The sequence below is a fragment of the Bradyrhizobium sp. Mp19 genome, from assembly GCF_029952935.1.
In the GTDB taxonomy this organism is placed as follows: Bacteria; Pseudomonadota; Alphaproteobacteria; order Rhizobiales; family Xanthobacteraceae; genus Bradyrhizobium; species Bradyrhizobium elkanii.
The window spans coordinates 1-25,961 of the sequence record NZ_JASAUT010000025.1 but is presented as its reverse complement, the minus strand read 5'-3'; the positions used below and the strand labels follow the sequence as shown (position 1 = coordinate 25,961).

Here is a 25,961-nt window from a genome sequence, read left to right as displayed (position 1 = left end):
CCCCGGTCCGATCTGTGTCGTCCCATCCAAAGCCAGATCAGCACCTAGCATCCCCGGTTGCTTATTGCAAATAATTCGCAATAGCAACTGAGGTGCGCCCAATACCGTTCCGATTTGCACGCCACCGTGACAGTCGCGTAACAGCGCGAGGCGGCAGGCCACATCGGCTGCGATCGACCACGTGTCTGTGGCAAATCGGTCGAGACCCGACCGTTCAATCGACGCCACCATTGTCCTTGTCCCTTGTCCTGATGAATGCCCGCTGCGATGTCCTGCCGAGCACGACCCGCGCGCCGGCCCGTTCAACACACCGCGCCATCGACAGCGCCGTCCGCAGCCCGGCGCCCGAGACCACACGCCTCTGATGGAGCGCGGCCGCGCCGCGCAGGATGGCGCTCGCCAGCTTGAACAGCATGATCGCGCCCCATCGCCGGCTGCGACTGAGCGCAGTCACGCCCCCACCGTGGCAAGCTGCACGATCCGCAGCAGCACGAGGCCGGCGGCAACGACGAGATAGCCGCGCAGCACGATCATCCAGATCCGGCTCAGCGGGCTGAGCCGCGCCGCCGGCAACCGATCAAGCGGCGGCATCCGCCAGCTGTCTCGGTTGACCAGCGGTGGTTTGCGCTTGAAGCGGAACGACGCGTTTCCGCGCGCCGACATCTCGTACAGCTTGACGGCCGCGGTGACTGCGAGTGCGAGCAGGCTGCCTCCGACGAGGATGCCGATGATCCAGGCTTCGCCGAGATCGGGGAACAGCACCGCCGCGGTCAGGATCACCGACAGCATCACCAGCCCCGCGACCACCGCGCCGGTGAACAGGTTGAGTTTGGTGGAATTGACCCATGGCCCGAGGATGTGGCGGTCGTTGCACAGCAGCAGCAGGAACACGGTCGCGCTCGGCAGCAGCACGCCGGCCAGCGTCTGCACCGCATTTGTGAGCAGCCCGAGCGGCGTGCCCGGCGTCAGCACCAGCACGGCGGCGAGCACGATCAGTCCGCAATAGACGCTGTAGAAGCCCTTCGCATCCCACGGCTTGCGGTGCAGCGAGTGCTTGACCGCGAACACGTCGCCGATCGCATAAGCGGTCGCGAGCGAAACTGCCGCAGCGCCGATGATGCAGGCATCGAGCAGCGCGAGGGCGAACAGCACCGCCGGCAGCCGGCCGGCATATGTCTCGAGGCCCATGGCGGTCCCCAGCGCATCGGTGTAATTGCCGAATTCGGGCTTTCCGGCGAACACTGCCGCGCAGAACGAGATCATCGCCACCGCGCCGACCACGACCAGCACGATGCCGATGCACAGATCCATCCGCTCATAGCGGATGAAACGCGGCGTGATCCGCTTGTCGACGATGTAGCTCTGCTGGAAGAACAATTGCCACGGCGCCACCGTGGTGCCGACGATGGCGACGATCAGCAGCAGCACCTCGCCGAGCTTGGCGTCTTGCGGCATCTTCGGCACGAAGAAGTCCGCCGAGATCTGCCCAATCGGCGGATGCACCATCAAGATCACGGGCACCAGCAGCAGGCTGCCTGCGACCAGCACGATGCCGAAGCGTTCGAAGCGGCGGAAGTCGCCGGTCGAGACCGCCAGCATCACGATAACAGCCGAGGCCAACACGCCCCAGAACTGCGAGACGCCGAGAAAGTGAAGTGCAAACGTGATGCCGATGAACTCGGTGACGATGGTCAGCGCGTTCAATACCAGGAGGTCGATGACGCTGAAGGCGCCCCAGAACTTGCCGAAGCGCTCGAAAATCAGCCGCGCATGGCCGACGCCGGTGACCGCGCCGAGCCGCACCACCATTTCCTGGTTGACGTAGAGCACCGGGATCAGCAGCAGCAGCGTCCACAGCAGCGTGGTGCCGTAATTCTGTCCGGCCTGGGTATAGGTGCCGAACGCGCCGGCGTCGTTGTCGCCGACCATCACGATCAGGCCGGGGCCGACGATCGCCAGCAGCGTCTTCAGGCGGGCCAGCAAGGTCGCGCGCGGCGCGATGTCGTCGCGAGCGATGCTGCCGAGCGCGCCGTGGATGTCGCTGGCATGCGCGCTATCGAGAATGGCGGTTTGTGTGGTCTTGCTTTCGGTCATTTCGCGTCTCCTCGCCGCCTTTCGGCACGGCGGGAGGACGCAGGCCCCGTCAGGCGCGCACGTCTCCGCTACCGTGAGCAGCGGCATTTCCAGATCTGATGCAGTTCAATGGTCCCGCTGGCGCGCCGCGATGGCGCGCAACGGGAGGACTAGGTCCTTCGTCCATGTCGGCCTCCTAAACCAAGACGACTATTTCTGACCGAGCAGCGGGTGCCGCTTCACCTCGCCCCGCGTGCGGGGAGAGGTCGGATCGCATCGTCAGATGTGAGGGAGAGCCTCCGCGAACTCGGCTATCACCGCATGCGCGGAGACGGCCTCTCACCCCAACCCTCTCCCCGTAAGAACGGGGAGAAGGAGCGGCAGCACCGTCGTTATCAAGCCACCCTCATCCTCGGCCTAGGCGCACAGCCGCGGCTTTGCCGCGGCGCGTCGCTGCTGATCGAGATCACCGCTGGTATCATCGACGATCCACCGGCATTCCAGGCGGCCGTCGATCAGGACCCAATGACAGGCCGGGGTTGGATGCCGGCGGCGGCCGGCCAGGCGGCGAAAGCCCGGCAGGTTGTCATTGCAATGAACGGCGGCCGGCGGCGGCATGCGCCGCGGCAACGCGCCGCGGGCTTGCTTGCCGGAATTTTGCGAGCTTTTCGAACATCGCTCACCTCCACTTCCGCTGGTCGCGGCAGGCCGGTGAGGAGCAGTGGTCAGCTTGGGCGCGACCACCCGTCCACGCAGGCGAGATCTGCGCGATCAATCTTGCTGTGTTGCGGCGTCACCAGTCCCGGCATCGCCGGTCTACTGTCGCCTGAGTTGCTACTGCCCATGTGCCTTCTGTGCTGGCTCGTGGATCGACTTGTTTCCGGGGCTAGAACCCCGGGGCGGAACGAACGTTCCGCTCATCGGGCACTACGCCCGCGACAATCGCCTGTCAAGCCGATTCCGCTATCCTCCGGGGAGGATCATGATTATCCTCCCGGGAGGATAGGAGAGCCAGATGTCCGACGACCATCCGCACGCTGCGATCGCCCGGCGCCTGAAGCGCGCCAACGGCCACCTCGACACCATCGTCGAGATGATCGAGCAGGGCCGGCCCTGTGCGCAGATCGCCCAGCAATTGCAGGCGGTGGAGAGCGCGATCGAGAGCGCCAAGAAGGCGCTGATCCACGATCACATCGGTCACAGCCTGGAGGAGACGCTGAAGGCATCTGGGCCGAAAGGGCGCGCCGTGCTGCGCGATTTCAGGCTGGTCGCGAAGTATCTGTGATCGCTGCGTTCAAGAATTGACCCGCCCGGGGGGATCACCGGACGGGTCGGTTGCGACACGGGGTGGATGAGGACCCGTGCCGAACGCAGGATCCGCAGTCCTAAAGAACCAGTCGATCAGTAGCAGGAGCGCACGCGGCCGATGTAGTTGCCGTAGGAGTCGAACTGGCGCACCCAGCCGCAGCGCCGATAGCCGCCGCCGTAGTAATAGCCGTCGCTGGCCGCGATCGCACTGCCGACAACGGCGGCGCCGACGAGGCCTGCGCCAACGCCCCAGCCCCAGCCATAGGGCTTCGCTTCAGCCTGCGACGTCGTGGACGCGATCGTGCCGGTCACGGCGAGCGCGGTGAGGGCGAGGGCGGCGAACTTGGTCTTGATCGACATGGAATACTCCATCCTGTGGGGCGGCGCCGGTGTGGTCCGCATGCCCGTTGGACGGAGGCTGTCCGGTTCCGGTTCGAAGATCGGGGCGGAAATATGGTTTCGCGAATTGTTTCGTCGCGTCTGCCGCGGGGCCATCATATGCGGGAATCTGGTGGACGGTGCCCCTGCGGCCCATCCTTCGAGACGCCCGCCTTTGGCGGGCTCCTCAGGATGAGGTCTTTTTTCGCGGCAAAATCCTGGACCCTCATGGTGAGGAGCGCCGCTCGCGGCGCGTCTCGAACCACGAGGCCGGGCGCGTGCGGCCGCTGAAGGCCATATGCGATAGTGCTGCGACCGCGCGAAGCAATGCCGGGTCAGCTGCCGCGAAATACGCTGGGATCGAACCTGTCGACGTCGGCAAGCAGCTCGCAGAACGCGCGCGCGCCGTGCTCGATCAGCTTCTCGCCCTTCTCGGCCGAGGCCTTGGTCGCATCGCCGATCGCGCCGCTCGGATTGAGGTCCTGCGCCTGCCAGGCGAACGGCGCCGGCCGCTGCGTCGACAGAAAGCGATGATCCTTCTCGATCTGCACGCTGGCCGGCTTGAAGTCCGCGATCGCATCCTTGCGCACGGCGTGCGGATATTTCGCCAGCATGATCGAGGTCTCGACCGCGCCGCCATGGATGCCGTGGCGCAGTTCGCCGGCGTCGAACAGCCCGTCCGGCGTGCCGAAACGCGACCAGCTCGTGGTCACCACCAGCATCTGATGGTGCGCGCGCAGATCCTGCGCCACCAGCTGCATCGCGGCGGAATTGCCGCCATGGCTGGTCACGATCACGAGCTTCCTGACGCCCGCGCGCGCCACGCTCTCGCCGAGCGCCATCCAGCTCTTCAGCGCCACGTTGGTCGGCAAGGTCAAGGTGCCCGGAAAATCGATGTGCTCGGTTGAGATGCCGACCGGCTGCAACGGCAGGAACGTGGCGGGCATGGTTGCCGGCAGCAACTCTCGCACCCGCGAAAGATAGGCCTCGCCGATCAAGACGTCGGTTCCGAGCGGCAGATGCGGCCCGTGCTGCTCGGTCGCGGCCAGCGGCAGCACCGCGATCCAGCGCGCGGCCGTATCCTTGGCGATATCGGGCCAGTGGATGGCGGTCCAGTCGCGGGGCGGAAGCTGAGAAGTCATCAAGCCGGTCGTTTCAATACAAGCGTTTCACGGGATGGATTTGCAGGCTAGTTTGTTTAACATCATAACGGGTTCGCGTCTCCGGGCGCGGTCCACGTCTTCCCGCCTTCCATCATGGGCCATAATGATCGACGGAGTCCAACCATGATCCCGGCCTTTTTGCTGCGAGCGTTAACCACAAGCCTTCTGACCGCCGCGCTTTGCGTTGCCGCGGCGCTCGCCCCGGCGCGGGCGCAGACCTCAGACAAGACCTTGGACAAGGTCTCGTTCGGCACCAATTGGGTCGCCGAGGGCGAGCATGGCGGCTTCTTCCAGGCGCTCGCCGACGGCACCTACAAGAAATACGGCCTCGACGTCACCATCGTGCCCGGCGGTCCCAACGAGAACAACCGCATGCTGCTGATCGCGGGCAAGCTCGACTTCTTCATGAGCGCGAACTCGCTGCAGACTTTCGACGCCGTCACCAACAACGTGCCGCTGGTCGCCGTCGCCGCCATGTTCCAGAAGGACCCCCAGGTCTTCCTCACTCATCCCGAGGTCAAGGCCACAAAGATCGAGGATCTGAAGCCGCTCACGCTTTTGATCTCGAAGGAGGGCATCACCAGCTACTTCCAGTGGCTGAAGTCCGAATACGGCTTCGACGAGAACAAGGTGAAGCCCTACACCTTCAACCCGCAGCCCTTCATCGTGAACAAGCAGACTGCGATGCAGGGCTACGTCACCTCGGAGCCCTTCGCGGTCGAGAAGGCCGCCGGCTTCAAGCCGAACGTGCTGCTGCTCGCCGATTACGGCTTCAACTCCTACTCGACGCTGATCGAGACCCGCCGCGACCTGGTCGACAAGAAGCCTGACCTGGTGCAGCGCTTCGTCGATGCTTCGATCGTCGGCTGGTACCACTACGTCTACGGCGACAACTCGGCCGGCAATGCGATGATCAAGAAGCTCAATCCCGACATGAACGACGAGCTGCTCGCCTATTGCGTCGCCAAGATGCGCGAGCACGGCATCGTCGATTCCGGCGATTCCATCAAGAACGGCATCGGCGCCATGACCGATGAGCGGATGGCGAGCTTCTTCGACAAGATGGTGCGTGCCGGCGTGGTCAAGAGCGCCATCGACTATCGTCAGGGCTACACGCTGCGCTTCGTCAACAAGGCGGTCGGCGCCGAGCGCCGGCCGAAGAACTGACCATGATCCGATCTGTTTCAGCATCGGCAGTCGACCTCTCCGTTGATAGGAGAAAGCACGCATGGCGTCCGTGAAGCTCGCCCGCGGGCTTCCTTCGCCTCTCCCGCCTGCGGGGGAGGCCGGCGCGCGCGTAGCGCGGGCCGGGTGGGGGCTCTCTCCCCGATACGACTCGCGGAGAGAGCCCCCACCCCAGCCCTCCCCCGCAAGCGGGAGAGGGAGCCGACCGCCGCTGCCTCCCGAGTCTCCTATGCGGTCGTCACGTTGTTCGCCGCGTAGAGAGGTGTCTTTCTCAGCTCGGCTGCGCTCACCGCTATTCCACCGTCGATGGTAGAGAGCGCCGTGCTGGAAACCGATGCCAGTAACCTCGCCGTGCGCCTGCGCGGCGTCAGCAAGACCTATGACAACGGTGTGAGGGCGCTCGGGCCGCTCGACCTCGATGTGAGGCGAGGCGAGTTCGCCTCGCTGCTCGGGCCCTCCGGTTGCGGCAAGTCCACCGCGCTGCGGCTCATTGCAGGTCTCGCCACGCCGAGCGCCGGCACGGTCGAGGTCTCGCATCATGGCGCGGAGCAGCGCGGCAGCCACCGCATCGGCTTCGTGTTTCAGGAGCCGACCCTGATGCCGTGGGCCACGGTGCGCGACAATGTCCGCCTGCCGCTGAAGCTTGCCCGGCTGCCTACGACCGACGCCGATGCGCGCATCGATGCGGCGCTGGATCAGGTCGGGCTTGCGGAGTTCGCGAGGGCCTATCCGCGCGAACTGTCCGGCGGCATGAAGATGCGGGTGTCGCTGGCGCGCGCGCTGGTTACCGATCCGGATGTCCTCTTGATGGACGAGCCGTTCGCGGCGCTCGACGAGATCACGCGCTTTCGCCTCAACAACGACCTGCTGTCGCTGTGGCGCAGTCTGCACAAGACCGTCATCTTCGTGACGCACTCGGTGTTCGAGTCGGTCTATCTGTCGGAGCGTGTGATCGTGATGACCGCGCGCCCGGGCCGGATCGGCGCCGAGTTTCGCATCACCTCGCCGGAACCGCGCGGCGAGGAGTTCCGCACCTCGGCCGAATATGCCGCGTTCAAGTCGGATCGTAGCCATGTCGTTCTGTGAGCCAAGGAGTTGCCAGACATATTTGTCTTCCTAAGACCGCTTGGCCTCCCGACTTCTCGTCCGTTTTCTGCTGCCGCTTGCGGTGTTCGCCGCTGGCCTCGTGCTCTGGGAAGCCATCGTCCGCGGCTATGGCATCCAACCTTACGTGCTGCCGAGTCCGCTGTTGGTGCTGAAGACGCTGGTCGCGGACTGGCCGGTGCTGTCGCAATCGCTCGGCGTCACGCTGCTGACCACGCTCGAAGGCTTCGTTGCCGCCGCAATCGGCGGCGTCGTGCTGGCGCTATTGTTCAACCAGTCGAAATGGCTGGAATATTCGCTGTTCCCCTACGCCGTGGTGCTGCAGGTCACGCCCGTGATCGCGATCGCGCCGCTGCTCCTGATCTATCTGCAGCAGCAGACCGCGGTGATCGTCTGCGCCTGGATCGTGGCGTTCTTTCCGGTGCTGTCGAACGCGACGCTCGGCCTCAACTCGGTCGATCGCAACCTCGCCGGATTGTTTCAACTTTATGGCGCCTCACAGCTGCAGACGCTGCTGTTCCTCAAGCTGCCCGCGGCGCTGCCCTATATCCTCGGCGGCCTGCGCATCGCCGGCGGGCTGTCGCTGATCGGCGCCGTGGTCGCGGAGATCGCGGCGGGCAGCGCCGGCGCCGGCTCGGGCCTCGCCTTCCGGATCGCTGAATCAGGCTACCGGCTGAATATTCCCCGCATGTTCGCAGCACTTCTGCTGCTATCGCTGGCCGGGATTGTCATCTATGGGTTGCTGGCGCTAGTTTCGCACCTGTTGTTGCGGCGTTGGCACGAAAGCGCGTTAGGAAAGGACAGTTGATGGCCCCGATTTCTTCCGAAAAGATCGATCTGTTGATCTATGGACCGATCCGGCCAATCCTCGAAAACGGCTTTCCCGATCAATACGTGCTGCACCGCGCCGAGAGCCGCGGCGACCTCGAGCGGCTGACGCCCGAGACGATGGCCAAGATCCGCGGCATCGCCGTCACCTATCACACGATGGCGACCGACAAGACCGCGCTGGCGCTGTTTCCCAAGCTGGAAATCATCGGCAGCTTCGGCGTCGGCTACGACCACGTCGATTCCGCCTATGCGCGCGATCACAATATCGTGGTCACCAATACGCCCGACGTGCTGACCGAGGAGGTCGCCGACGTCGCGATGGGCTTGTTGATCGCGACGTTGCGCGAATTCGTCAAGGCCGACCGCTATGTGCGCTCCGGGCTCTGGCAGACCCAGAATTATCCGCTCAGCGTCGGCTCGCTGCGCGACCGCAAGATCGGCATCGTCGGCATGGGCCGGATCGGCCAGGCGATCGGGCGCCGCCTTGAAGCCTCGCGGGTGCCGGTGTCCTATCACTCGCGTAATCCGTCCAAGGACGTCTCCTACAAGCACTATCCCGATCTGATCGAGATGGCGAAGGCGGTCGATACTTTGGTCGTCATCGTGCCGGGCGGCGCCTCGACGGCGAAGATGATCAATGCCGACGTCTTGAAGGCGCTCGGCCCGCGCGGCGTGCTGATCAATGTCGCGCGCGGCTCGGTGGTCGACGAGCCGGCGCTGGTCGCTGCGCTGAAGTCAGGCACCATCCTGGCCGCCGGTCTCGACGTGTTCGCGGCCGAGCCGAACGTGCCGGACGAATTGAAGGCGATGCAGAATGTCGTGCTGCTGCCGCATATCGGTTCGGCCTCGGTGGTCACGCGCAACGCGATGGACCAGCTCGTGGTCGACAACATCAAGAACTGGTTCGCCGGCAAGCCGCCGCTGACACCGGTTGCCGAAACGCCGGTCAAGGATCGCTGATGTCGTTGTCCCGCTTCAATGCCGTGCTGTGTCTGCTGCTGGCCGCGTGCGGTCCGGCAGCCGCGCAGGACGTCACGACGTTGAAGAGGGACATGATCGGGCAGTGGGAGCTCGCCACCACCGAGCGCAGCAAGACCTGCGTCGTGACGCTGAAGGGCGATACGGCGCAGCAAGGCTTCAAGCTCGAGCTCGAGCCCGCTTGCGCCGCCGCGCTGCCCTTCACCAAGGACATCACCGGCTGGAGCATCAGGGGCCTCGGCGACATCGTGCGGCTGCAGAACGCGGCCGGCGAGGCCGTGATCGATTTCACCGAGGTCGAGACCGGCATCTTCGAAGGCATGCGCACCAACGAGGGCGTCTATATCCTGCAAAACCTTGCCGCGGCGCGCTCGCTCGCCAAGTCGATGGACCAGATGATCGGCGACTGGTCGATGGTGCGCGGCAACGGCCAGGCGATCTGCACGCTGGTGCTGACCAACACCGACGCCGGCAACGACAATTTCCAGGTGTTCCTGAAAGGCAAATGCGATCCGGCGGTCGCTTCCTTCAACCCGACCATGTGGCGGCTCGACCACGGCCAGATGATCCTGATGTCGGCCAAGGGCGAGACCTGGCAGTTCGAGGCCGACGACAACGCCCAGTGGCGCCGCGTCCCCGACAGCGCCGACCCGCTGATCATGCTGCGGGAGCAGTAGGTCGGGTGCTGCTTCGTGGCCCGCATGAGCGCAAGCGATATGCGGGTGTCTCGCGCGGCTCCCGGGTATCGCTTCGCTCACCCGGGCTACGGGATTGCCACAAGCTCCGTGTCGTCCCTGCCTAGTGCGCAATTGCGCACGGGAGCAGGCACGCATAGCCACGGTGCCGGTTGGTTTTGCGCGGCTGTGGCCACGGCTCGCTTCAGCAACTCAACCCAGTGGTTATGGGTCCCTGCTTTCGCAGGGACGACGATGGGGCCGGTATGATCTGCTTTTGCCCGAAAAAATAATTCACGCCCCCTGTCGATTCACCCCCTCCCGGATCGTCGTTCCCCATAGCGAGCCGGTCTTGCGGCGATCATCGCCGCGTCTCGCCCAACAGGAGTTTTCCGATGCGCTTCATGTATATCGTCACCTCGCCCCAGCCCCCGGGCCCGCCGACGCCGGCTCTGATGGAGGCGATGGGCAGGCTTGCCGAGCGGGAAATCAAGGCAGGCCGCATGATCGACACCGGCGGGCTGTTGCCGGTCGCGATGGGCGCCCAGGTCCGCATCACCGACGGCAAGCTCAACGTCGTCGACGGGCCCTTCGTCGAGACCAAGGAGATGATCGGCGGCTACGCGATCTTTGAGCTCCGCAACAAGGAAGAGGCGGTCGCCGCCGCGGTGGAGTTCATGCAGCTGCACAAGGAGCATATGCCGGGCTGGGAGGGCACCTGCGAGGTTCGCCCCTTCGCCGGCTTTGCCGGCCAGTGCGGCGCGTAAAAGGAGCAGCACGATGCGCTTCATGTATGTCCTCGTGGCCGAGAAGCCGATGCTGCCGAATCCGCCGTTGCGCGAGGCAATCGGCAAGCTCGCCGAACGCGAGATCGCAGCCGGCCGGATGCTCGACACCGGCGCGCTGTTGCCGCGCACCGCGGGCGCGGAGGTGAAGATCAAGGATCGCAAGCTCACCGTCACCGACGGCCCCTTCATGGAGGCCAAGGAGGTGGTCGGCGGCTACGCCGTGTTCGAGCTGAAGGACAAGGAGGAGGCCGTGGCACGCGCGGTCGAGTTCATGCAGCTTCATCTTGACCACATGCCGGACTGGGAATTGTCATGCGAGGTTCGCCCCTTCATGGAGTGTTGACGGTCGCGCTGACCGCATGCCGGAGGCCAGCGTGACGGAGGACAACGTCAAGCGCACCATCCTCGGTGTGTGGCGCATCGAGCAGCCGCGGCTGATCACCAGCCTGTCGCGGATGCTGCGCGATGTGCCGCTCGCCGAGGACCTGACCCAGGAGGCGCTGGTCGCTGCGCTCGAGCACTGGCCGCTCAGTGGCGTGCCGGAAAAGCCCGGCGCCTGGCTGATGGCAACCGCCAAGCGGCGCGCGCTCGATCAGATCAGGCGCAACCGCATGCTGACCGAAAAGCACGGCATGCTTGCGCATGATCTGGCGCGGGAGCAGGACACCATGCCCGATTTCGATTCCGCGCTCGACGACGATATCGGTGACGAATTGCTGCGGCTGATCTTCACCGCCTGCCATCCGCGCCTGTCGCGGGAGGCGCGTGCCGCGCTGGCGCTCAGAATGATCTGCGGCCTCACCACCGAGGAGATCGCGCGCGCTTTCCTGCAGGCGGAGGCGACCATCGCGCAGCGCATCGTGCGCGCCAAGCGCACGCTGTCGGAATCGGGTCTTGCCTACGAGACGCCGCGCGGCGAGGAGCTGTCGGAGCGGCTCGCCTCCGTGCTCGAGGTCGTCTATCTCATCTTCAACGAGGGCTATACCGCGGCAAGCGGCGACGAATGGCTGCGGCCGCAGCTCTGCAACGAGGCGCTGCGCATGGGCCGCGTGCTGACCTCGATCGCACCATCGGAGCCGGAGGCGCATGGCCTGCTGGCGCTGATGGAGTTCAATGCCTCGCGGATGGCGGCGCGCACCGATGCGTCCGGCGAACCGATCCTGCTGATGGACCAGAACCGCGCGCGGTGGGATCGCCTGCAGATCCGCCGCGGGCAGCTCGCGTTGGCGCGCGCCCGCGAGCTCGGCGGCGCCGGCGGCTTCTATGCGTTGCAGGCCGCGATCGCCGCCTGCCACGCCGAGGCCGACATGCCTGATGCGACCGACTGGCGCCGCATCGCCGCGCTGTACGGCGACCTCGCCGCGCTGCTGGATTCTCCCGTTATCGAGCTCAACCGCGCGGTTGCGATCGGCATGGCCGAGGGGCCGCTTGCCGCGCTCGCGATCGTCGACGGCCTCGCGGATGAGCCGGCGCTGCAATCCTATCATCTGCTGCCGAGCGTGCGCGGCGATCTGCTGCATAAGCTGAGCCGTTTCGCGGAGGCGCATGCCGCGTTCGAGGCCGCCGCCGCGCTGGCCGGCAATTCGCGCGAGCGTGAGTTCCTCAAACGCCGCGCCGCGATCGCCGCCCGTGCCGCGCAGGATCATGGCTGCCGCTGACGGCTCCGCGATTTCGACGAAGTGAGACCATGTAGCCCGCATGAGCAAAGCGACATGCGGGTCTTTGCCACGAGCGACCCCGGGTGTCGCTTCGCTCATGCGGGCTACAAGGTTGCTGCGGATCGTCGTGTCCGCGATTTCGACTCAAACCTGCGGCATGCTCGGACGAAATCCTTTTGGACCGGGAACTGTCACCATGACGAAGCCATCCGTGCTGGCGATCGGCCTCGACCCGACCTTCGTCGATCTGTCCGTCATGCCGCAGTTCACGCCCGAACTGGTGCGCAGCTATCTCGACGCGCAGATCGAGGGCCTGCGGACGCTCGGCTACGACGTCGAGAGCTGCCTGATCGACCTCGGCGATACGGCGGAAGCCGTGACGGCGGCGGCCCTCAACGCGCGCCGCTACGACTGCGTCGTGATCGGTGCCGGGCTGCGCGAGCCGCCGGAGCGGCTCTTGCTGTTCGAGACGATCCTCAATCTGGTGCACCGGCTCGCCCCCGATGCCGCCATCTGCTTCAACACCAGGCCGGCCGATACGGCCGCGGCCGTGCAACGCTGGGTCAAGCCTTAGGACGCAAGATGAGCGTCGCCTTGAGCCGGCGAATCGGGCTCGGCGCGCTGCCCGCCGCCCAACGCGGACGCTCGGGCCGGGTCCGGCCCGATGCCGACATTGGCCGGGGGCCCGGCGCGAAGGCCCGGCGGTTGTTGCCGGCGGCAACCTATGACACCATTCAGAGTCCGATTTGTTTTAGACTTTGGAAGCCCATGCAGCGCCACAAATTTGACTGGGAAAAGCTGACGGACGAGCAGTTGCTCGCGCAACCGCTCAGCCGTCTGAGGGTTGCCGTCGAGGGCACCTGGCTCGCCGATTGTGTGAATACGCTCTATGAAGAGCTCGAGGAGCGCGGCGTCCGGTTGCGGCCGCACACATGGATATCGAGCGAATGGTTCAGCCCGGCGGATGTGCCCGGCATCGCGATCCCGTTCTACCTCGCCCATCCCCGCCTGATGAAGCTCGAGAAGAAGATGATGCTCGACGTCGAGGGCGCGTCGTGGTCCGAGTGCATGGCCATTCTTCGCCACGAGGCGGGGCATGCCGTACAGCACGGCTACCAGCTGCAGCGCCGCCGGCGCTGGCAGCAGCTGTTCGGCCCGTCGTCGCAGCACTACCCGCGCTACTACCGGCCCAATCCGGCCAGCCGCAATTATGTCCAGCATCTTCGGCTCTGGTACGCGCAGAGCCATCCGGACGAGGACTTCGCCGAGACTTTCGCGGTGTGGTTGCGGCCGCGCTCGAACTGGCGGACGCGCTATGCCGGCTGGCCCGCACTGAAGAAGCTCGAATATGTCGACGAACTGATGGGCGAGATCGCGGGCAAGCGGCCGCTGCTCGCGACGCGCGAACGAGTCGATCCGCTGCACACGCTCAAGCAAACGCTCGCCGAGCACTACAGGAAGAAGCAGGCATTCTACGCCTTCACGCCGCCGAAGACCTACGACCGCGATCTCTCCAAGCTGTTCTCCGCCGATCCGCGGCATTATCGGCGTCCGCCGGCCGCGGCCTTCATCAGGCGGCACCGCGCCCAGATCAGGCAGCTGGTGGCGCGGTGGACGGGCGAGAACCAGTTGACGCTCGATGCCGTGCTCGACGACATGATCTCGCGCTGCCGCGAGCTCAATCTGCGTGCCGTCGGCCCCGAGCAGAAGCTCGTGACGAACTTCACCATTCTGCTGACCGCCAAGACCATGCACGCGCTGTTCGGCCCGTCGCGCCGGAAATGGATCGCGCTATGAAACAGCTTCGCATTCTGGTGCTGATGCACCCGGACTGTGTGCCGCCCGACTCCAGCGATGGATACAGCGCGCGCGAGATCAACGAGTGGAAGACGGAATACGACGTCGTGAGCACCCTGCGCGCGGCCGGCCATGAGGTTCGTCCGCTCGGCGTGCAGGAGGAAATAAAGCCGGTGCGCGACGAGATCGAGGGCTTCAAGCCGCACGTCGTGTTCACGCTGCTGGAAGAGTTTCACTACGACGTCGTGTACGATCAGCACATCGCGAGCTATCTCGAGCTGATGAAGATCGCCTATACCGGGTGCAACCCGCGCGGCCTGATCCTGGCGCGCGGCAAGGATCTGTCCAAGACGCTGGTGCACCATCGCCGGATCCCGGTGCCGGCCTTCGCCGTGTTTCCGATGCGCCGCAAGGTCAAGCGGCCGCCGCGTCTCGAGCTGCCGCTGATCGTCAAGAGTCTGAGCAGCGATGGATCGCTGGGTATCTCGCAGGCGTCGATCGTCGATACCGACGAGAAGCTCGCCGAGCGCGTCGCCTTCATCCATGAGCGGATCGGAACGGCCGCGATCGCCGAGCAGTTCATCGAGGGACGCGAGCTCTATGTCGGCGTGCTCGGCAACAACCGGCTGCGGGTGCTGCCGGTGTGGGAACTGAAATTCGGCAGCATGGGCGGCCCTGCTGCGCGCCAGATCGCCACCGAAAAGGTCAAGCACGATACCAGCTATCAGGAGCGGGTGGGGATTGTCGACGGCCCGGCCGAGGACCTCACGCCGGAGCTATCCGCCCATATTCAACGGCTGGCGAAGCGCATCTACCGGACCTTGGGGCTCGACGGCTATGCGCGCATCGACTTCCGCCTGTCCACCAATGGCGTTCCGTATTTCATCGAAGCCAATCCCAATCCCGAGATCGCCAAGAGCCAGGAGTTCGCGACGGCCGCCGGACATGACGGGCTCAACTATCCGGATCTCCTGCAGCGCATCGTGACGCTTGGAATAAGCCGCGCCAAGGCCGGCGCATCGCTGGGCTGACTCGTGGCCGTTAAAGGCTGCGCTGCATCGGATGGCGTCGCGCATCTTTGGGGATGAACATCGCAAACGTTTCCCTAACGCGCGCGGCCGGCGTCACGTTGCCGGCGGCCACGGAAACAGGGGCTGCCGTCGGATGAAACGCGTCCGGTTCCGGCCAGCGCCGTGCAAGGACTTCGTTTACCGAAACCGGCATGGCGAGCCCATCACTGCGGCAGCTGTCGTAGACATACAAACCGGCAAGAAAAATCGATACGACAACAAGGATCGTCCTGAAAATCGGCATTGTGCTTGCGCCTTCTTGATTGAGGCGGACAATGCCCGGCGACGGTGAACCGCGCGTTTAGCGCTCCGGTCGATCGGCCGATACGGTTCCCAACTCATGAACAGAGGCTTGCGTAAACGGCTCGCTTACCAATGCCTTCAAGGTTGCGGCAACCAGCTTTCCTCACCGGCGGGAAAGAAGTCTCTGGCATTGAGAGGCCAACAACAAGACTGAGGAGGCACCATGTTCGTCGCCATTCGAGTCATGATCCTGATCGCCAGTGCATACGCCGGCTCGGCCGTTGCTGAGATGCAGTTTGCGCCGCTGCCGAGCCTTGCGGCTTCGTCAGCGCCGTAGCGCCGGCAAAGCGAGGCGGCGCGCATCACGCCGGATTGGGCGCCACCGCGCCGACCCCGATTGCGCGGGCTGCGTTTTCCGTCATCCTCGTCGCCGTCAAGCGCAGGAAATACAGCGACAGTCCCGGGTTGCGCTCGCACAGCTTCCTCAGCGCGCCGTCACTGATCCAGAGCAGATCCACATCGGTCGCAGCGAGCGCCGTTTGCGTGCGGCGGCGCTCGAGCGAAAACAGCCCGATCTCGCCGAACAGTTCGCCCGCCGATACCCCGCGATCGATCTCGGGAAACCTGACCTCGCCGGACACGACCATGTACAGCAGGTCGGCGTCGTCGCCCTTCCGGAAGATCGTTTCTCCCGCCTTGAGATGCTTCGGCTGCATGAACGGCTGCAGCCAGTTCGGAGAAAGGTCCGTCGCTGCAGCACGCTTCGCTTTCCGAAGTAGCCGAACCATCTGGAACAGCAACACCACGTTCAGCGGCAGCAGAATGATATGCAGGATGAGCACCGGGTAGATCCCGTCGCCCAATCCATAGCTGATGAACGCCAGATTGCTGAATATCGCGACAGCGCGCAGGCTCAACATCGTACTCATGCAGAACGTCAGCAACACAAGCGCCGACGCCAGATAGCCCAAACCATCGATCAACGTCATGACAACGCCCACTGGAAAATGAATTGCAAGCAACCGATCTGAAAACGACCGGCAACATACACCAGTGCGCTCAGTTTCCTGAGCGGAAATGTGGCCGGCCCGCATTTGCGGCGGTGCACGCGTCGTGACGCGGCCTCAACTCGACGAACGTGCGCGCGAGGCGACGTGAACGGCCCGGCCCTTCGCCGGTTTTGCCCTGGCGGCGACAACGGTCCGGCGCGCCTTGCCGAGCCGGGCCGCGCCCGACGAGCTCTTCCCGAGCACGAGCGCGAGCCGCTTGCGCGCGCGGCCGGCGACCGACCTTGCCGCCTCTCGCGCGGCCTCGGCCTTGCGGATGATCGTCGTCACCGCGGACGCCGGCGACGCCGCGACGAAGGCGACGTCCTTCGCCTTCGAGAGGCCGCCGATGCCTTCACACGGCGCTTCGCCCGGCAAGTCGATGCGGATGGCGAGCGTGTCGGCTTGCTCGATCCAGTCCTCCGCCTTGGTACCGGTGATGATCCGGACATAGTCGCGGGTCTCGCGCGGCAGCTCACTCTGCCGGGCGAGCCATTTCTGGACGCGGCCGCTGCCAGCATTATAGGCGGCCGCCGCCAGGCCGAGATTGCCGAAATCGTCGCGCAGCTTGCGCAGCAGTCTTGCGGATGCGGGCAACGCCTTCAGCGGACCGAAGGGATCGTCGAGCCCGACTTCGGCCGCCGTCTCCGGCATGAACTGCGCAACGCCCTGCGCGCCGGCATGGCTGATCTCGTTCGAGCGAAAGCGGCTCTCCTGCCAGATCAGCCGCGCAAAGAACGCAACGGGAATTTCGCTCGCCTGCGCCGCATCCTTCAGGCTGTGGCAGAATTTGTCGATCGCGGACAGCTGCGGCTCGGCCGCGGCGTCGCCCGGCTGCGCCGCAGGCGCGGGCCTCTTGTCCGCGTCCGTCGCAGCGGGCGCTTCGCTGGCATCAGCGCTTTCGATAAAGCGCGCGGCGAACGGAACGGCGTCCGATGTCGCGTCGCGCGAGAATGTCGGGGCTTGGGTTGAGGCGTTGATCGAGCCGGGCGAACGATCGAAATCGAGCATCAAGACAAGAAACGCGGCAAGCGCCGCGATGACAAATCGCATTTGCTTCCAGAGACCTGAATTGTGATGTGGGTTGCGCGCAAATGCACTTCGGATCGCGACTTTTTGGCGAGTCGATTGCGGCGAAGCCGCGATATCAGCTGTTCCGCCGCGGAACTTCGCCGCTGTTCGCATTGGAACTTCGAGGCTTTCCGTAGCTTTACGGAAGGTAGCCACGTTGGGATACGCGATGTTCCGACCGTTTTCCGTTGCGCGTTTTGCTCTTGTCCTTTTGCTTGTGTCGGCCGCGCCGACGGTGGCCGCGGGTCTTGATGCCGCCGCGATCAACGACGAGGCGGCGCCGCCGGTAAAATTGCCGGACCGTCGTCAGCTCAGCGCCTTCGTTGCCAGGCTCGAGATCCTGCTCGACCGCGCGCATTTTTCTCCCGGCGAGATCGACGGCAAGCTTGGCGACAACGCGCAGAAGGCGCTCAGGGCGTTTGCCGAGGCGAATGGATTGTCCTTCGACAAGGCGACAACGCCGGAGCTCTGGAGCAGCCTCACCGCCGCCAGCGACGGGCCTGCGATCGTCAGCTACACGATCATCGATGCCGACGTGAAGGGGCCGTTCGTGAAGAGGATCCCCGCGAAGATGGAAAGCATGAAGAGCCTGCCGGCGCTGGGCTACACCAGTCCGCGCGAAGCGCTCGCGGAGAAATTCCACATGAGCGAGGCGCTGCTTCAGGCGCTCAATCCGGGCCGGAAGTTCGACAAGGCCGGCGAGACCATTGCGGTTGCGAACGTCGTCGATACCGCAAAGCCGCCGCCGATCGCGCGCGTGGAGGTCGACAAGACGCGGCAGACGCTCAGCACGTTCGATGCAGCAGGCAAGCTCCTCGGCTTCTATCCTGCGACGGTCGGCAGCGCGGATAAGCCGACGCCGAGCGGAACGCTGAAGGTGACGGCGATCAACAAGAACCCGACCTATCGCTACAATCCAAAATACGCATTCAAGGGCGTCAGATCGAAGACGCCGTTCACGATCAGGCCCGGTCCGAACAACCCGGTCGGTGTGGTCTGGATCAACCTCTCGGGAGAAGGCTATGGCATTCACGGCACCCCCGATCCCGGCAAGGTCTCCAAGGCGGAGTCCCACGGCTGCGTCCGGCTCACCAACTGGGACGCGCAGCGCGTCGCGGCCGGTGTCGCGAAGGGAACGCCGGTTGCGTTCGTCGATAGCGCGACAAGCGCAGCAACGGCGACGCGCTGAGCTTGACGCAACGTCGTTCACACATCAGCAACCGACAGAAATGTCGGCGCGCTCGGCCGCGGGCCGGGCGCACGCGCGCTCGAGAGATGATGCGCAGCCTGCGGAGCAAAGCGGCTCCGCTTTCCAAGCCTAGCGCGGGATTCGCTGGTATGCCAATGTCGCGTCGTGCCAAACCCGCAGGAGGTCAGCATGCGAACGATCATAACGAACATAGTGGGAGCACTCTGCGCCATCGCGATGGTCGCGAGCGCACACGCAGCGGTCAAGGAAGAGCCGGTCACCTACAGCGACGGCGAGACCACGATGAAGGGCTTCGTTGTCTATGACGACGCGACCCAGGCCAAGCGGCCCGGCATCGTCATGGTGCATGAATGGTGGGGCATCACCCCGCATATCCATAACGAGGCGCGGAAGTTCGCGGAGCAGGGCTACGTGGCCTTCATCGCGGACATGTACGGCGACGCCAAGACTGCCGACAACCCGAAGGATGCCGGCGCGCTCTCGGGCTCGGTGATGAAGAACCCGAAGGTAATGGAGCAGCGCTTCAACGCCGCACGCGAGCAACTTGCCAAGCAGGCCTCGGTCAATCCGCAGCGGATCGGCGCCGTCGGTTACTGCTTCGGCGGCGCGGTGGTGCTGAACATGGCGCGCACTGGCGCCGATCTCGCCGCCGTCGCGGGCTTCCACGCCTCGCTCGGTCTCAACACCCCCGCACCGGCGCCGGGCACCGTCAAGGCGAAGATCCTGATCCTGAACGGCGCCGACGACCCGTTCGTGAAGCGCGAGCAGTACGATGCGCTGAAGAAGGATTTCGACGCGGCGAAGGCCGATTACCGCATCATCGAGTATCCCGGCGCGGTACACGCATTCACCAATCCCGAGGCTACCGAGCTCGGCAAGAAGTTTAATTTGCCGCTCAGATACGACGCCAAGGCCGATCAGGAATCCAAGGCCGAAGCCGCCAAGCTGTTTGTCGCCAACCTCAAGAAATAGGCAAAGGGGCCACCCAAACGGTGGCCCTTTCCATTCGTGGCTGCTTTGGCCGCGGAAGTGGCAGGGCCGCGGCCTCGCTGGCGCGTTCGCGCCTTGAAGCCATGCGGAAGACGCAGCCGGCCGCGCGGATGCCAACCGCCTCGCACGGTTGCCATGGGCCGCTCCCCGGCCGATGATGCGCAAAACGGATCAGAACAATCGAGAGGGAGCGAATGCGCGGGCGTCGTGTGCTGATGGAATCGTTCGTGTCGCACGGCGTGCGTCATATCTTCGGCAATCCCGGCACGACCGAAACGCCGCTGCTCGATAGCCTGCCGGCATTTCCGCAACTCGAATACATCATGGCGCTGCATGAAGGTGTCGCGGTCAGCGCCGCCAGTTTCTACGCGCAGGCGTCGGGGCGCGTCACCGTCGCCAACCTGCATGTCGCTCCCGGCCTCGGCAACGGCATCGGCTCGCTCTACGGCGCGCTGAAGGCGGGTTCGCCCGTGGTCGTCACGGCCGGCCAGCAGGATACCCGAATGCGGCTCAACAACCCGCTGCTCGGCCACGACCTTGTTGCGATGGCGGCGCCGGTGACCAAGTGGAGCGTGCAGATCGAGCGTGCCGACGAGATCGCGCCGATCATGCGACGCGCGTTCAAGGTGGCGACCGATGCGCCGCAGGGGCCGGTGTTCGTGTCGCTGCCGATCGACGTCATGGAACAGGAGACCGCGGTCGACGCGTCGCCGCCGGATAATCTGTGGCGCTCGACGCGCCCCGATCCGGCCGGCATCGAAGCGCTTGTCGCGTTGCTTCTGAAGTCGAAAAAGCCGGCCATCATCGCCGGCGACGACGTGGCACGTTCGGGCGGCGAGCAGGCGCTGGTGGCGCTCACGGAAGCGGTCGGCGCCACCGTGTGGTTCGAGGGGCTCCGCCACCACGCGCCGTTCCCGACCAGCCATCCGAGCTATCGTCAGTCGCTTCCCGGCGACGCCCGGCAGGTGCGCAAGGCGCTCGGCGATGCCGATCTCGTGCTGCTGATCGGCGGTCCGTTCTTTGAGGACATCTGGTTTGCGCCTGGTGGCCACATCCCTGGCGGCGCGTCCGTGCTGCAGATCGAAGCCTCGGCCGAACGCCTCGCGCTCAACAACCGGCTCGATGCCGGGATCGTCGGCGATATCGCCGCCAGCGTCAGTGCCTTGACAGATGCGGTGCGTGCAAAGGCGGGCGCGGACTTCAGGCAAGCTGCGCAGAACCGCAATGCCGCGTTGGCCGAATTGCAGGCGAAGGAGAAAGAGGCCTACCGCGCGCGGGTCGAGAAAAGCTGGGACCGCCAGCCGACCGCGATGCCGCGCGTCACGGCGGAGCTGCGTCGCGGCCTGCCCGATGATGTCGTCATCGTCGATGAAAGCATCACGGCAAGCCTCGATCTCGCGCGCGCCTTCGACTATCGCGGCTTCGGCGATTATTTCGGCGGTCGCGGCGGCGGCATCGGCCAGGGCCTCGCCGGCGCGATCGGCGTCAAGGTCGCGATGCCGGACCGTCCGGTGGTCGCCATCTCCGGTGACGGTTCGGCGATGTATGCGATCCAGGCGCTGTGGACTGCCGCGCACCACAAGCTTGCGATCGTGTTCGTGGTGCTGGCCAACCGCGAGTACCGCATCCTCAAGCACAATGTGGACGTCTGGCGGCAGAACTTCGAGGCCGGCACCCAGCATCCCTATCAGAACATGGATATCACCGGCCCCACGCTCGACTTCGTGCATCTCGCGGCCGGCATGGGCGTCGAGGCGGTCAGGGTCGAGAAGGCCGACGACATTGCCGGTTCCGTTGCAAAGGCTGTCGCGGCGCAGCGGCCGTACCTCGTCGAGATCGCAATCGAAGGCAAGCGCTAGAGCATGATCCGGAAAAGTGCGAAGCGGTTTTCCCTCGCGGCAAACGCGGTACCGCGTTTGCGCGGAGATCATGCTCAAACAAGGAATAAAGACCGCGCGATGACGATTCGATCCGATCGCGTCGCGCTTTAGAGGAGTTTCTCATGGCGGGCATTCTGGACGGCAAGGCTGCATTGGTGACGGGCGGCGGCTCCGGCATCGGCCGGGCGACGGCGATCGCGATGGCGCGTGAAGGTGCGCGTGTGGCGGTGTCGGACCTCTCGAGGGGTGGCATCGACGAGACAGTCGCTCTTATCAATGCCGCCGGCGGCCAGTCGATCGCGATCCAGGGCGACGTCACCGACGAGGCCGATGTCGCGAACATGGTGGCGCGCACGGTTTCGGCATTCGGGCGCATCGATTGCGCGTTCAACAATGCCGGCGTTGCCGGGCGCTCCGTCGGCCCGCGCGGCCAGCGCATTCATGAGCTCACGCAGGCCTCGGTGGCCAAGATGTTCTCGGTGAATCTGATGGGCGTGTTCCTGTGCCTGAAATACGAGATCGCGCAAATGCTCAAACAGGGCGGTGGCGGCGCCGTCGTCAACACGGCGTCGATCGCAGGCCTGGTCGGCCTCGCGACGTCCGGCCACTATGTCGCGACCAAGCATGGTGTCGTCGGGCTGACCAAGTCTGCTGCGATCGAATATGCCCAGGACGGCATCCGCGTGAACTGCGTCAATCCCGGATACATCAAGACGCCGATGACCAAGGAGACGATGGACGAACGCTACGACGAGATCATCGCCAAGGTGCCGGTCCGTCGCCTCGGCGTGCCCGAGGAAATCGCCGAAGCCGTGGTCTGGATGTGCTCGGACAAGGCGTCGTTCATGACAGGCGCATCGCACGTGGTCGACGGCGGCTACAGCGCCGCCTGATCTCTGAAGGCCTTGTTTACGTTGGTGGCCCATTTGCACAAAGCCACGTTGATCTTCGCGACTTCAACGCTCTTGCTGTGAGTGGTGCATCTCAGCCAATATCGCGTTTGGCAACGAAGAGCTTCGAGGTTAGGTGTTCAAACTCAATCGCATCGTCGGTTTCATCATTCTAGCAGCGCTCGTCTACGGCGTGCTCCAGGCTTACGGGTTACTTCCTGAGGGCGCACCTCGGCTGTTTCCTCAACGCAGCGGCTCGCCCGCAGCTTAAGATTGATGCCGCACATCCGAGCGCCAGCTCCTGGCTCAAGATGGAATTCGCGGCGGCGCGGAATGATGTCGGCCTTTAACCCGTAGCGGACATCGTCTGTCGCCAGTTCTGCCGCCTCCTTCGGCAAGGAACTGAAGCCGCTCCAGCCGGTTTGCTACGATCAGCCAAGGGAGGTCCGAATGCGGATCATTCTGATGACGACGATTGGCTGGGCGTTGTCGTGTGGATTTGCGATAGCCCAGCCCGATCCCGAGAAGGACGTGAACACGGCAACTGGACGCTCGGCACCGGAAGAAAAAGGTCAATTGCAGCCACAAGGATGGACCGGGCCGCTTGAAACAAGATCGGGTGGTGCGCCGCCGGAAAGTCCGCAAGGTCAAAGCCCGCCGGGAATGCAGGCAGCGCCGGACGGATCGACAAAGACGGTGGTCGAGCCGCGGAAGTAAGTCGCACTTCTTGTCTGTGAAGGTCAGCTTCGCCTAGAGCGACCGGCCGCAAGGTCGCCCTTTGGCCAGAGCGGACATCGCGGCAGCGCGGAGTGACGTCACCGCGCAGCCCAAGCGGACGCTGGCAGCGTTGCGCCAATCAGCCCTGCACCTCAATGGGTTGATCCGTCTCGGCAGCTCACGTAGTCGTTCGCGATGAACGAACGTCCGGCCAATGCCAAGGCTAAAACCCTTCCGGATACGAAAGCCATCCTGCTCGGGGTCGCCTGCGGCCTCGGTGCGGCGCTGTGCTGGGCGCTCGGCTTCGTGGCGACGCGGCACGGCCTGAAGGTCGGGTTCACGCCCGTCGACCTGCTGATGCATCGCTTCCTGTGGTCGGGCATTGCCTTCCTGCCGCTCGTTGTGCGCGCCGGCCTCCGCGACCTCTGCGGCATCGGTTGGGGCCGCGGCATGGCGCTGATGCTGCTGGGCGGGCCGGTGATGTCGCTGATCAGCTATGTAGGCTTCATGTTCGTGCCGCTGGGGCATGGCAGCGTGATCCAACCGTCCTGCGCGACGCTGGGTGGATTGTTTCTCGCGGTCGTCTTGCTGAAGGAATCGGTCTCGCTCTCGCGGGCAGCCGGCGCTGTCGTCATCGTCGTCGGACTCGCCGTGATCGGCAGCGAGTCGATCGGCCATATGGGGCCGAGCGCCGTGATGGGCGACTTGATCTTCGTTGCGACCGGCTTGATGTTCGCAGGCTTCGCCACGCTGGTGCGCCATTGGCGTGTCTCGGCGTTCTCCGTGGCCAGCGTCATCAGCGTGCTGTCGCTCTCGCTGTTTCCACTGTATGCCGCCTCGGGTGGGCTCGCTCGCGATGCTTCCATCGGCCTGCATGAAAACGCGCTACAAGCCATCGCCCAGGGGATCCTGGCCGGGCCCGTGGCGATGTATTTGTTCGCGGTGTCGATCCAGCGCCTCGGCGTTGCCCGCGCAGCCGTGTTTCCTGCGACCGTGCCGGTGTTGACCCTGCTGTTGGGATGGCTCCTGATCGGCGAGCCACCGACCACGCTGCAGGCGGCCGGGTTGGCCGCTGTGTTGGCCGGATTCTATCTCGCGCAGCGGCAGCGCTAGACGGCTTGCCGCTGTCCCGATTGGCGCGCGGTGGTGGCGACGATTGACAAGCGTGCGAGGGATCGCGGATGGTGCGGCTCTCCGCCGTGTCGCAATGAGACGCTGATGCAGGTTCAACGTTTGGCGCTGCCGATGCTTGCGGGGCTCGTGCTTGCAGCCTCGGCTTTGTCGGGCGCGGCCCAGGCGCAAGGTGCCGCCGAGCCGGTGCGGCCGACCTCGCAGTGGCCGACCTCGACGCCGGAAGAGCAGGGGATGGATTCCGCCGCGCTGGCGCGGCTCGTCAATTTTGGCGCGGACCACAGTCTCGATAGCCTCCTGATCGCGCGGCACGGCCGGATCGTGCTCGACGCCTACTATGCGCCCTACACGCCGGAGATCCCGCATCTCTTCAATTCCGTCACCAAGGCAGTGACCGGAACGCTGGTCGCGATGCTGCTCAGGGATGGCGTGCTCGACAGCCTCGACCATCGCATGGTGGATTTCTTCGGCGATCGCACCATCGCCAATCTCGACGACCGCAAGCGGGCGATCACGGTCCAGACCATGCTGGACATGACCTCGGGAATGGCCTGGACCGAAGGCGTCGAGGGTGGCCGGCCGGACTCGCTGATCGAGTGGGGTCACAGCCCCGATGCGATCCAGTTCATCCTCGACCGCCCGATGGCGAAGGCGCCGGGCGAGGCGTTCTATTACAACACCGGCAATGCGCAGCTGTTGGCCGCGATCATCAACAAGCTCACCGGCATGAGCGCGCGGGACTATGCGGTGACGAAACTGTTTCGCCCGCTCGGGATAGCCGCGCCGTACTGGCACAGCATCGGCCCCGGACTGACGCAGGGCGGCGGCGGGCTTCAGCTCGCGCCGCGCGACGCCGCCAGGATCGGCCTGCTCTATCTGCATAACGGTGAATGGGACGGGCAGCGGCTGCTGCCGACCGGCTGGGTCGACCGCATCAGGCACGCGACGACGGAGATGCACGCCTCGTTCGATCCATCGTTGCGCTACGCCAATTTCTTCTGGGTGATGCCGCAGCGGCAGGTTGTCATGGCGGTCGGCGACCGCTGCCAGCTCGTCATGCTGTTTCCCGCGCTCGACATCGTCACGGTCGTGACCGCGCGCGACTACTGCTCGTTCGGCAGAATGGCCGATGAGATTTCAGGCGCGGTCAAATCCGACACGGCGCTGCCGGTGAACTCCGTCGGCGGCAACCGACTCGCGAGCGCGCTGCGCGATATCGCAACCGAAAAGCCGTCGGCCGTCGGTGCCGTGCCCGAGACGGCCGCCGCCATCTCCGGCAAGACCTGGCGCTTCCCGGCCAATGGCTTCAACTTGCGGGCGCTGACGCTGTATCTGACCGATCAGCCCGCGCACTACGAGCTGGAAACGGCGACGCCGGATCCGGCAAAGCCGGCGACGACACTTCCGGGACCGATCGGGCTCGACGGTGCCTACCGTCTCGGTCAGCCAACGGCGCTCGGCGTGATGGCGCTGAAAGGGACGTGGCAGGACAACCAGACATTCGCCATCGACCTGCGTCTGGTCGGCGGCGATACCGACCGCCGATGGCTGCTGTCGTTCGATGGCGGCAAGGCCAGGCTCAGCGGCAAGGATCGCTTCGGCCGCGACGTGAAGGCCGATGCTGAAGCGCCGGGCGCGCAATAGCTCGAGCGCGGCCGCGTCTCTATCCATTTCGGTCACGTGAAGCTCGGCTTCCTTCGCGTCGTCCCGGCGAAGGCCGGCAACTGTTATGTTGGTTTGGTCTGCAGGTAGGGCTTTCGGTCTCGCATCATGGCA

General features: G+C 65.0%; 27 protein-coding genes. 19 read left to right on the top strand and 8 right to left on the bottom strand.

The annotated features are described in order from the left end of the window. Window positions 1-214: 214 nt before the first annotated feature. The 3 genes from QJT82_RS25150 to QJT82_RS25140 form a co-directional block, all read right to left on the bottom strand. Window positions 215-415, bottom strand: a complete 201-nt coding sequence (locus QJT82_RS25150; protein ID WP_155258581.1) for a hypothetical protein — start codon at window positions 413-415, stop codon at window positions 215-217. A 35-nt stretch (window positions 416-450) separates the two neighbouring features. Continuing rightward, window positions 451-2,094 (bottom strand): NRAMP family divalent metal transporter, encoded by a 1,644-nt coding sequence (locus QJT82_RS25145; protein ID WP_028341803.1) that lies wholly within the window; start codon window positions 2,092-2,094, stop codon window positions 451-453. A gap of 396 nt (window positions 2,095-2,490) precedes the next feature. Further along, window positions 2,491-2,691 (bottom strand): hypothetical protein, encoded by a 201-nt coding sequence (locus QJT82_RS25140; RefSeq protein ID WP_028341802.1) that lies wholly within the window; start codon window positions 2,689-2,691, stop codon window positions 2,491-2,493. Between the two features lie 397 nt (window positions 2,692-3,088). Between QJT82_RS25140 and QJT82_RS25135 the strand changes: the two genes are divergently transcribed. After that, window positions 3,089-3,358 (top strand): metal-sensing transcriptional repressor, encoded by a 270-nt coding sequence (locus QJT82_RS25135; RefSeq protein ID WP_016840607.1) that lies wholly within the window; start codon window positions 3,089-3,091, stop codon window positions 3,356-3,358. Window positions 3,359-3,474: 116 nt separating this feature from the next. On the opposite strand, the gene QJT82_RS25130 is transcribed toward QJT82_RS25135, so the two are convergent. Both QJT82_RS25130 and QJT82_RS25125 read right to left on the bottom strand, forming a co-directional pair. Beyond that, complete coding sequence (locus tag QJT82_RS25130) at window positions 3,475-3,741, bottom strand: hypothetical protein (protein ID WP_028341801.1); 267 nt, start codon at window positions 3,739-3,741, stop codon at window positions 3,475-3,477. Window positions 3,742-4,094: 353 nt separating this feature from the next. Then, complete coding sequence (locus QJT82_RS25125; protein WP_028341800.1) at window positions 4,095-4,901, bottom strand: creatininase family protein; 807 nt, start codon at window positions 4,899-4,901, stop codon at window positions 4,095-4,097. A 144-nt stretch (window positions 4,902-5,045) separates the two neighbouring features. Here QJT82_RS25125 and QJT82_RS25120 point away from each other — a divergent pair, with 144 nt between their 5' ends. From QJT82_RS25120 to QJT82_RS25070, 11 genes are all read left to right on the top strand, one after another. After that, window positions 5,046-6,089 (top strand): ABC transporter substrate-binding protein, encoded by a 1,044-nt coding sequence (locus tag QJT82_RS25120; RefSeq protein ID WP_028341799.1) that lies wholly within the window; start codon window positions 5,046-5,048, stop codon window positions 6,087-6,089. 324 nt (window positions 6,090-6,413) lie between these two features. After that, window positions 6,414-7,193: an ABC transporter ATP-binding protein gene (locus QJT82_RS25115; protein WP_281446661.1), complete on the top strand. Its 780-nt coding sequence runs from the start codon at window positions 6,414-6,416 to the stop codon at window positions 7,191-7,193. Between the two features lie 40 nt (window positions 7,194-7,233). Further along, entirely contained in the window at window positions 7,234-8,019 is a 786-nt protein-coding gene (locus tag QJT82_RS25110) for an ABC transporter permease (protein ID WP_281446660.1), read from the top strand. Continuing rightward, a complete protein-coding gene (locus tag QJT82_RS25105) occupies window positions 8,019-9,002 on the top strand; it encodes a 2-hydroxyacid dehydrogenase (protein WP_028341796.1) in 984 nt (327 codons plus the stop codon). Before QJT82_RS25110 ends, QJT82_RS25105 begins: the two co-directional genes overlap by 1 nt. Further along, window positions 9,002-9,697 (top strand): AprI/Inh family metalloprotease inhibitor, encoded by a 696-nt coding sequence (locus QJT82_RS25100; protein ID WP_028341795.1) that lies wholly within the window; start codon window positions 9,002-9,004, stop codon window positions 9,695-9,697. Before QJT82_RS25105 ends, QJT82_RS25100 begins: the two co-directional genes overlap by 1 nt. 392 nt (window positions 9,698-10,089) lie before the next feature. Beyond that, window positions 10,090-10,461, top strand: a complete 372-nt coding sequence (locus QJT82_RS25095; RefSeq protein WP_028341794.1) for a YciI family protein — start codon at window positions 10,090-10,092, stop codon at window positions 10,459-10,461. Between the two features lie 13 nt (window positions 10,462-10,474). Beyond that, window positions 10,475-10,825, top strand: a complete 351-nt coding sequence (locus QJT82_RS25090; RefSeq protein WP_028341793.1) for a YciI family protein — start codon at window positions 10,475-10,477, stop codon at window positions 10,823-10,825. Between the two features lie 31 nt (window positions 10,826-10,856). Continuing rightward, window positions 10,857-12,140 (top strand): sigma-70 family RNA polymerase sigma factor, encoded by a 1,284-nt coding sequence (locus QJT82_RS25085; protein ID WP_028341792.1) that lies wholly within the window; start codon window positions 10,857-10,859, stop codon window positions 12,138-12,140. A gap of 196 nt (window positions 12,141-12,336) precedes the next feature. Next, window positions 12,337-12,714: a hypothetical protein gene (locus QJT82_RS25080; protein WP_028341791.1), complete on the top strand. Its 378-nt coding sequence runs from the start codon at window positions 12,337-12,339 to the stop codon at window positions 12,712-12,714. Window positions 12,715-12,908: 194 nt separating this feature from the next. After that, window positions 12,909-13,937: a putative zinc-binding metallopeptidase gene (locus QJT82_RS25075; RefSeq protein WP_028341790.1), complete on the top strand. Its 1,029-nt coding sequence runs from the start codon at window positions 12,909-12,911 to the stop codon at window positions 13,935-13,937. Then, on the top strand, window positions 13,934-14,968 hold the full coding sequence (locus QJT82_RS25070) for an ATP-grasp domain-containing protein (RefSeq protein ID WP_028341789.1): 1,035 nt from the start codon (window positions 13,934-13,936) through the stop codon (window positions 14,966-14,968). The genes QJT82_RS25075 and QJT82_RS25070 overlap by 4 nt, the downstream gene beginning before the upstream one ends. A 10-nt stretch (window positions 14,969-14,978) precedes the next feature. Here QJT82_RS25070 and QJT82_RS25065 read toward each other — a convergent pair whose 3' ends face one another. From QJT82_RS25065 to QJT82_RS25055, 3 genes are all read right to left on the bottom strand, one after another. Continuing rightward, window positions 14,979-15,251, bottom strand: a complete 273-nt coding sequence (locus tag QJT82_RS25065) for a hypothetical protein (RefSeq protein ID WP_028341788.1) — start codon at window positions 15,249-15,251, stop codon at window positions 14,979-14,981. Between the two features lie 361 nt (window positions 15,252-15,612). Next, a complete protein-coding gene (locus tag QJT82_RS25060) occupies window positions 15,613-16,221 on the bottom strand; it encodes a cyclic nucleotide-binding domain-containing protein (RefSeq protein ID WP_245288772.1) in 609 nt (202 codons plus the stop codon). Window positions 16,222-16,374: 153 nt separating this feature from the next. Beyond that, a complete protein-coding gene (locus QJT82_RS25055) occupies window positions 16,375-17,349 on the bottom strand; it encodes a transglycosylase SLT domain-containing protein (protein ID WP_028341786.1) in 975 nt (324 codons plus the stop codon). A gap of 187 nt (window positions 17,350-17,536) precedes the next feature. On the opposite strand from QJT82_RS25055, the gene QJT82_RS25050 reads away from it, so the two are divergent. From QJT82_RS25050 to QJT82_RS25020, 7 genes are all read left to right on the top strand, one after another. Continuing rightward, the gene (locus QJT82_RS25050) at window positions 17,537-18,556 is read left to right on the top strand and encodes a L,D-transpeptidase family protein (RefSeq protein WP_035631905.1); all 1,020 of its coding nucleotides are present in this window, start codon (window positions 17,537-17,539) and stop codon (window positions 18,554-18,556) included. Window positions 18,557-18,745: 189 nt separating this feature from the next. Continuing rightward, entirely contained in the window at window positions 18,746-19,549 is an 804-nt protein-coding gene (locus QJT82_RS25045) for a dienelactone hydrolase family protein (RefSeq protein WP_245288771.1), read from the top strand. 212 nt (window positions 19,550-19,761) lie between these two features. Beyond that, window positions 19,762-21,426, top strand: a complete 1,665-nt coding sequence (locus QJT82_RS25040; protein ID WP_080686801.1) for a thiamine pyrophosphate-binding protein — start codon at window positions 19,762-19,764, stop codon at window positions 21,424-21,426. Between the two features lie 143 nt (window positions 21,427-21,569). Next, window positions 21,570-22,340, top strand: a complete 771-nt coding sequence (locus QJT82_RS25035) for a glucose 1-dehydrogenase (protein ID WP_028341782.1) — start codon at window positions 21,570-21,572, stop codon at window positions 22,338-22,340. A 447-nt stretch (window positions 22,341-22,787) separates the two neighbouring features. Beyond that, the gene (locus tag QJT82_RS25030) at window positions 22,788-23,054 is read left to right on the top strand and encodes a hypothetical protein (protein WP_155258580.1); all 267 of its coding nucleotides are present in this window, start codon (window positions 22,788-22,790) and stop codon (window positions 23,052-23,054) included. 195 nt (window positions 23,055-23,249) lie between these two features. Further along, window positions 23,250-24,167, top strand: coding sequence for a DMT family transporter (locus QJT82_RS25025; RefSeq protein WP_028341781.1), 918 nt, complete (start codon window positions 23,250-23,252; stop codon window positions 24,165-24,167). A gap of 105 nt (window positions 24,168-24,272) precedes the next feature. Further along, window positions 24,273-25,829, top strand: coding sequence for a serine hydrolase (locus tag QJT82_RS25020; RefSeq protein WP_035631904.1), 1,557 nt, complete (start codon window positions 24,273-24,275; stop codon window positions 25,827-25,829). Window positions 25,830-25,961: the final 132 nt, after the last annotated feature.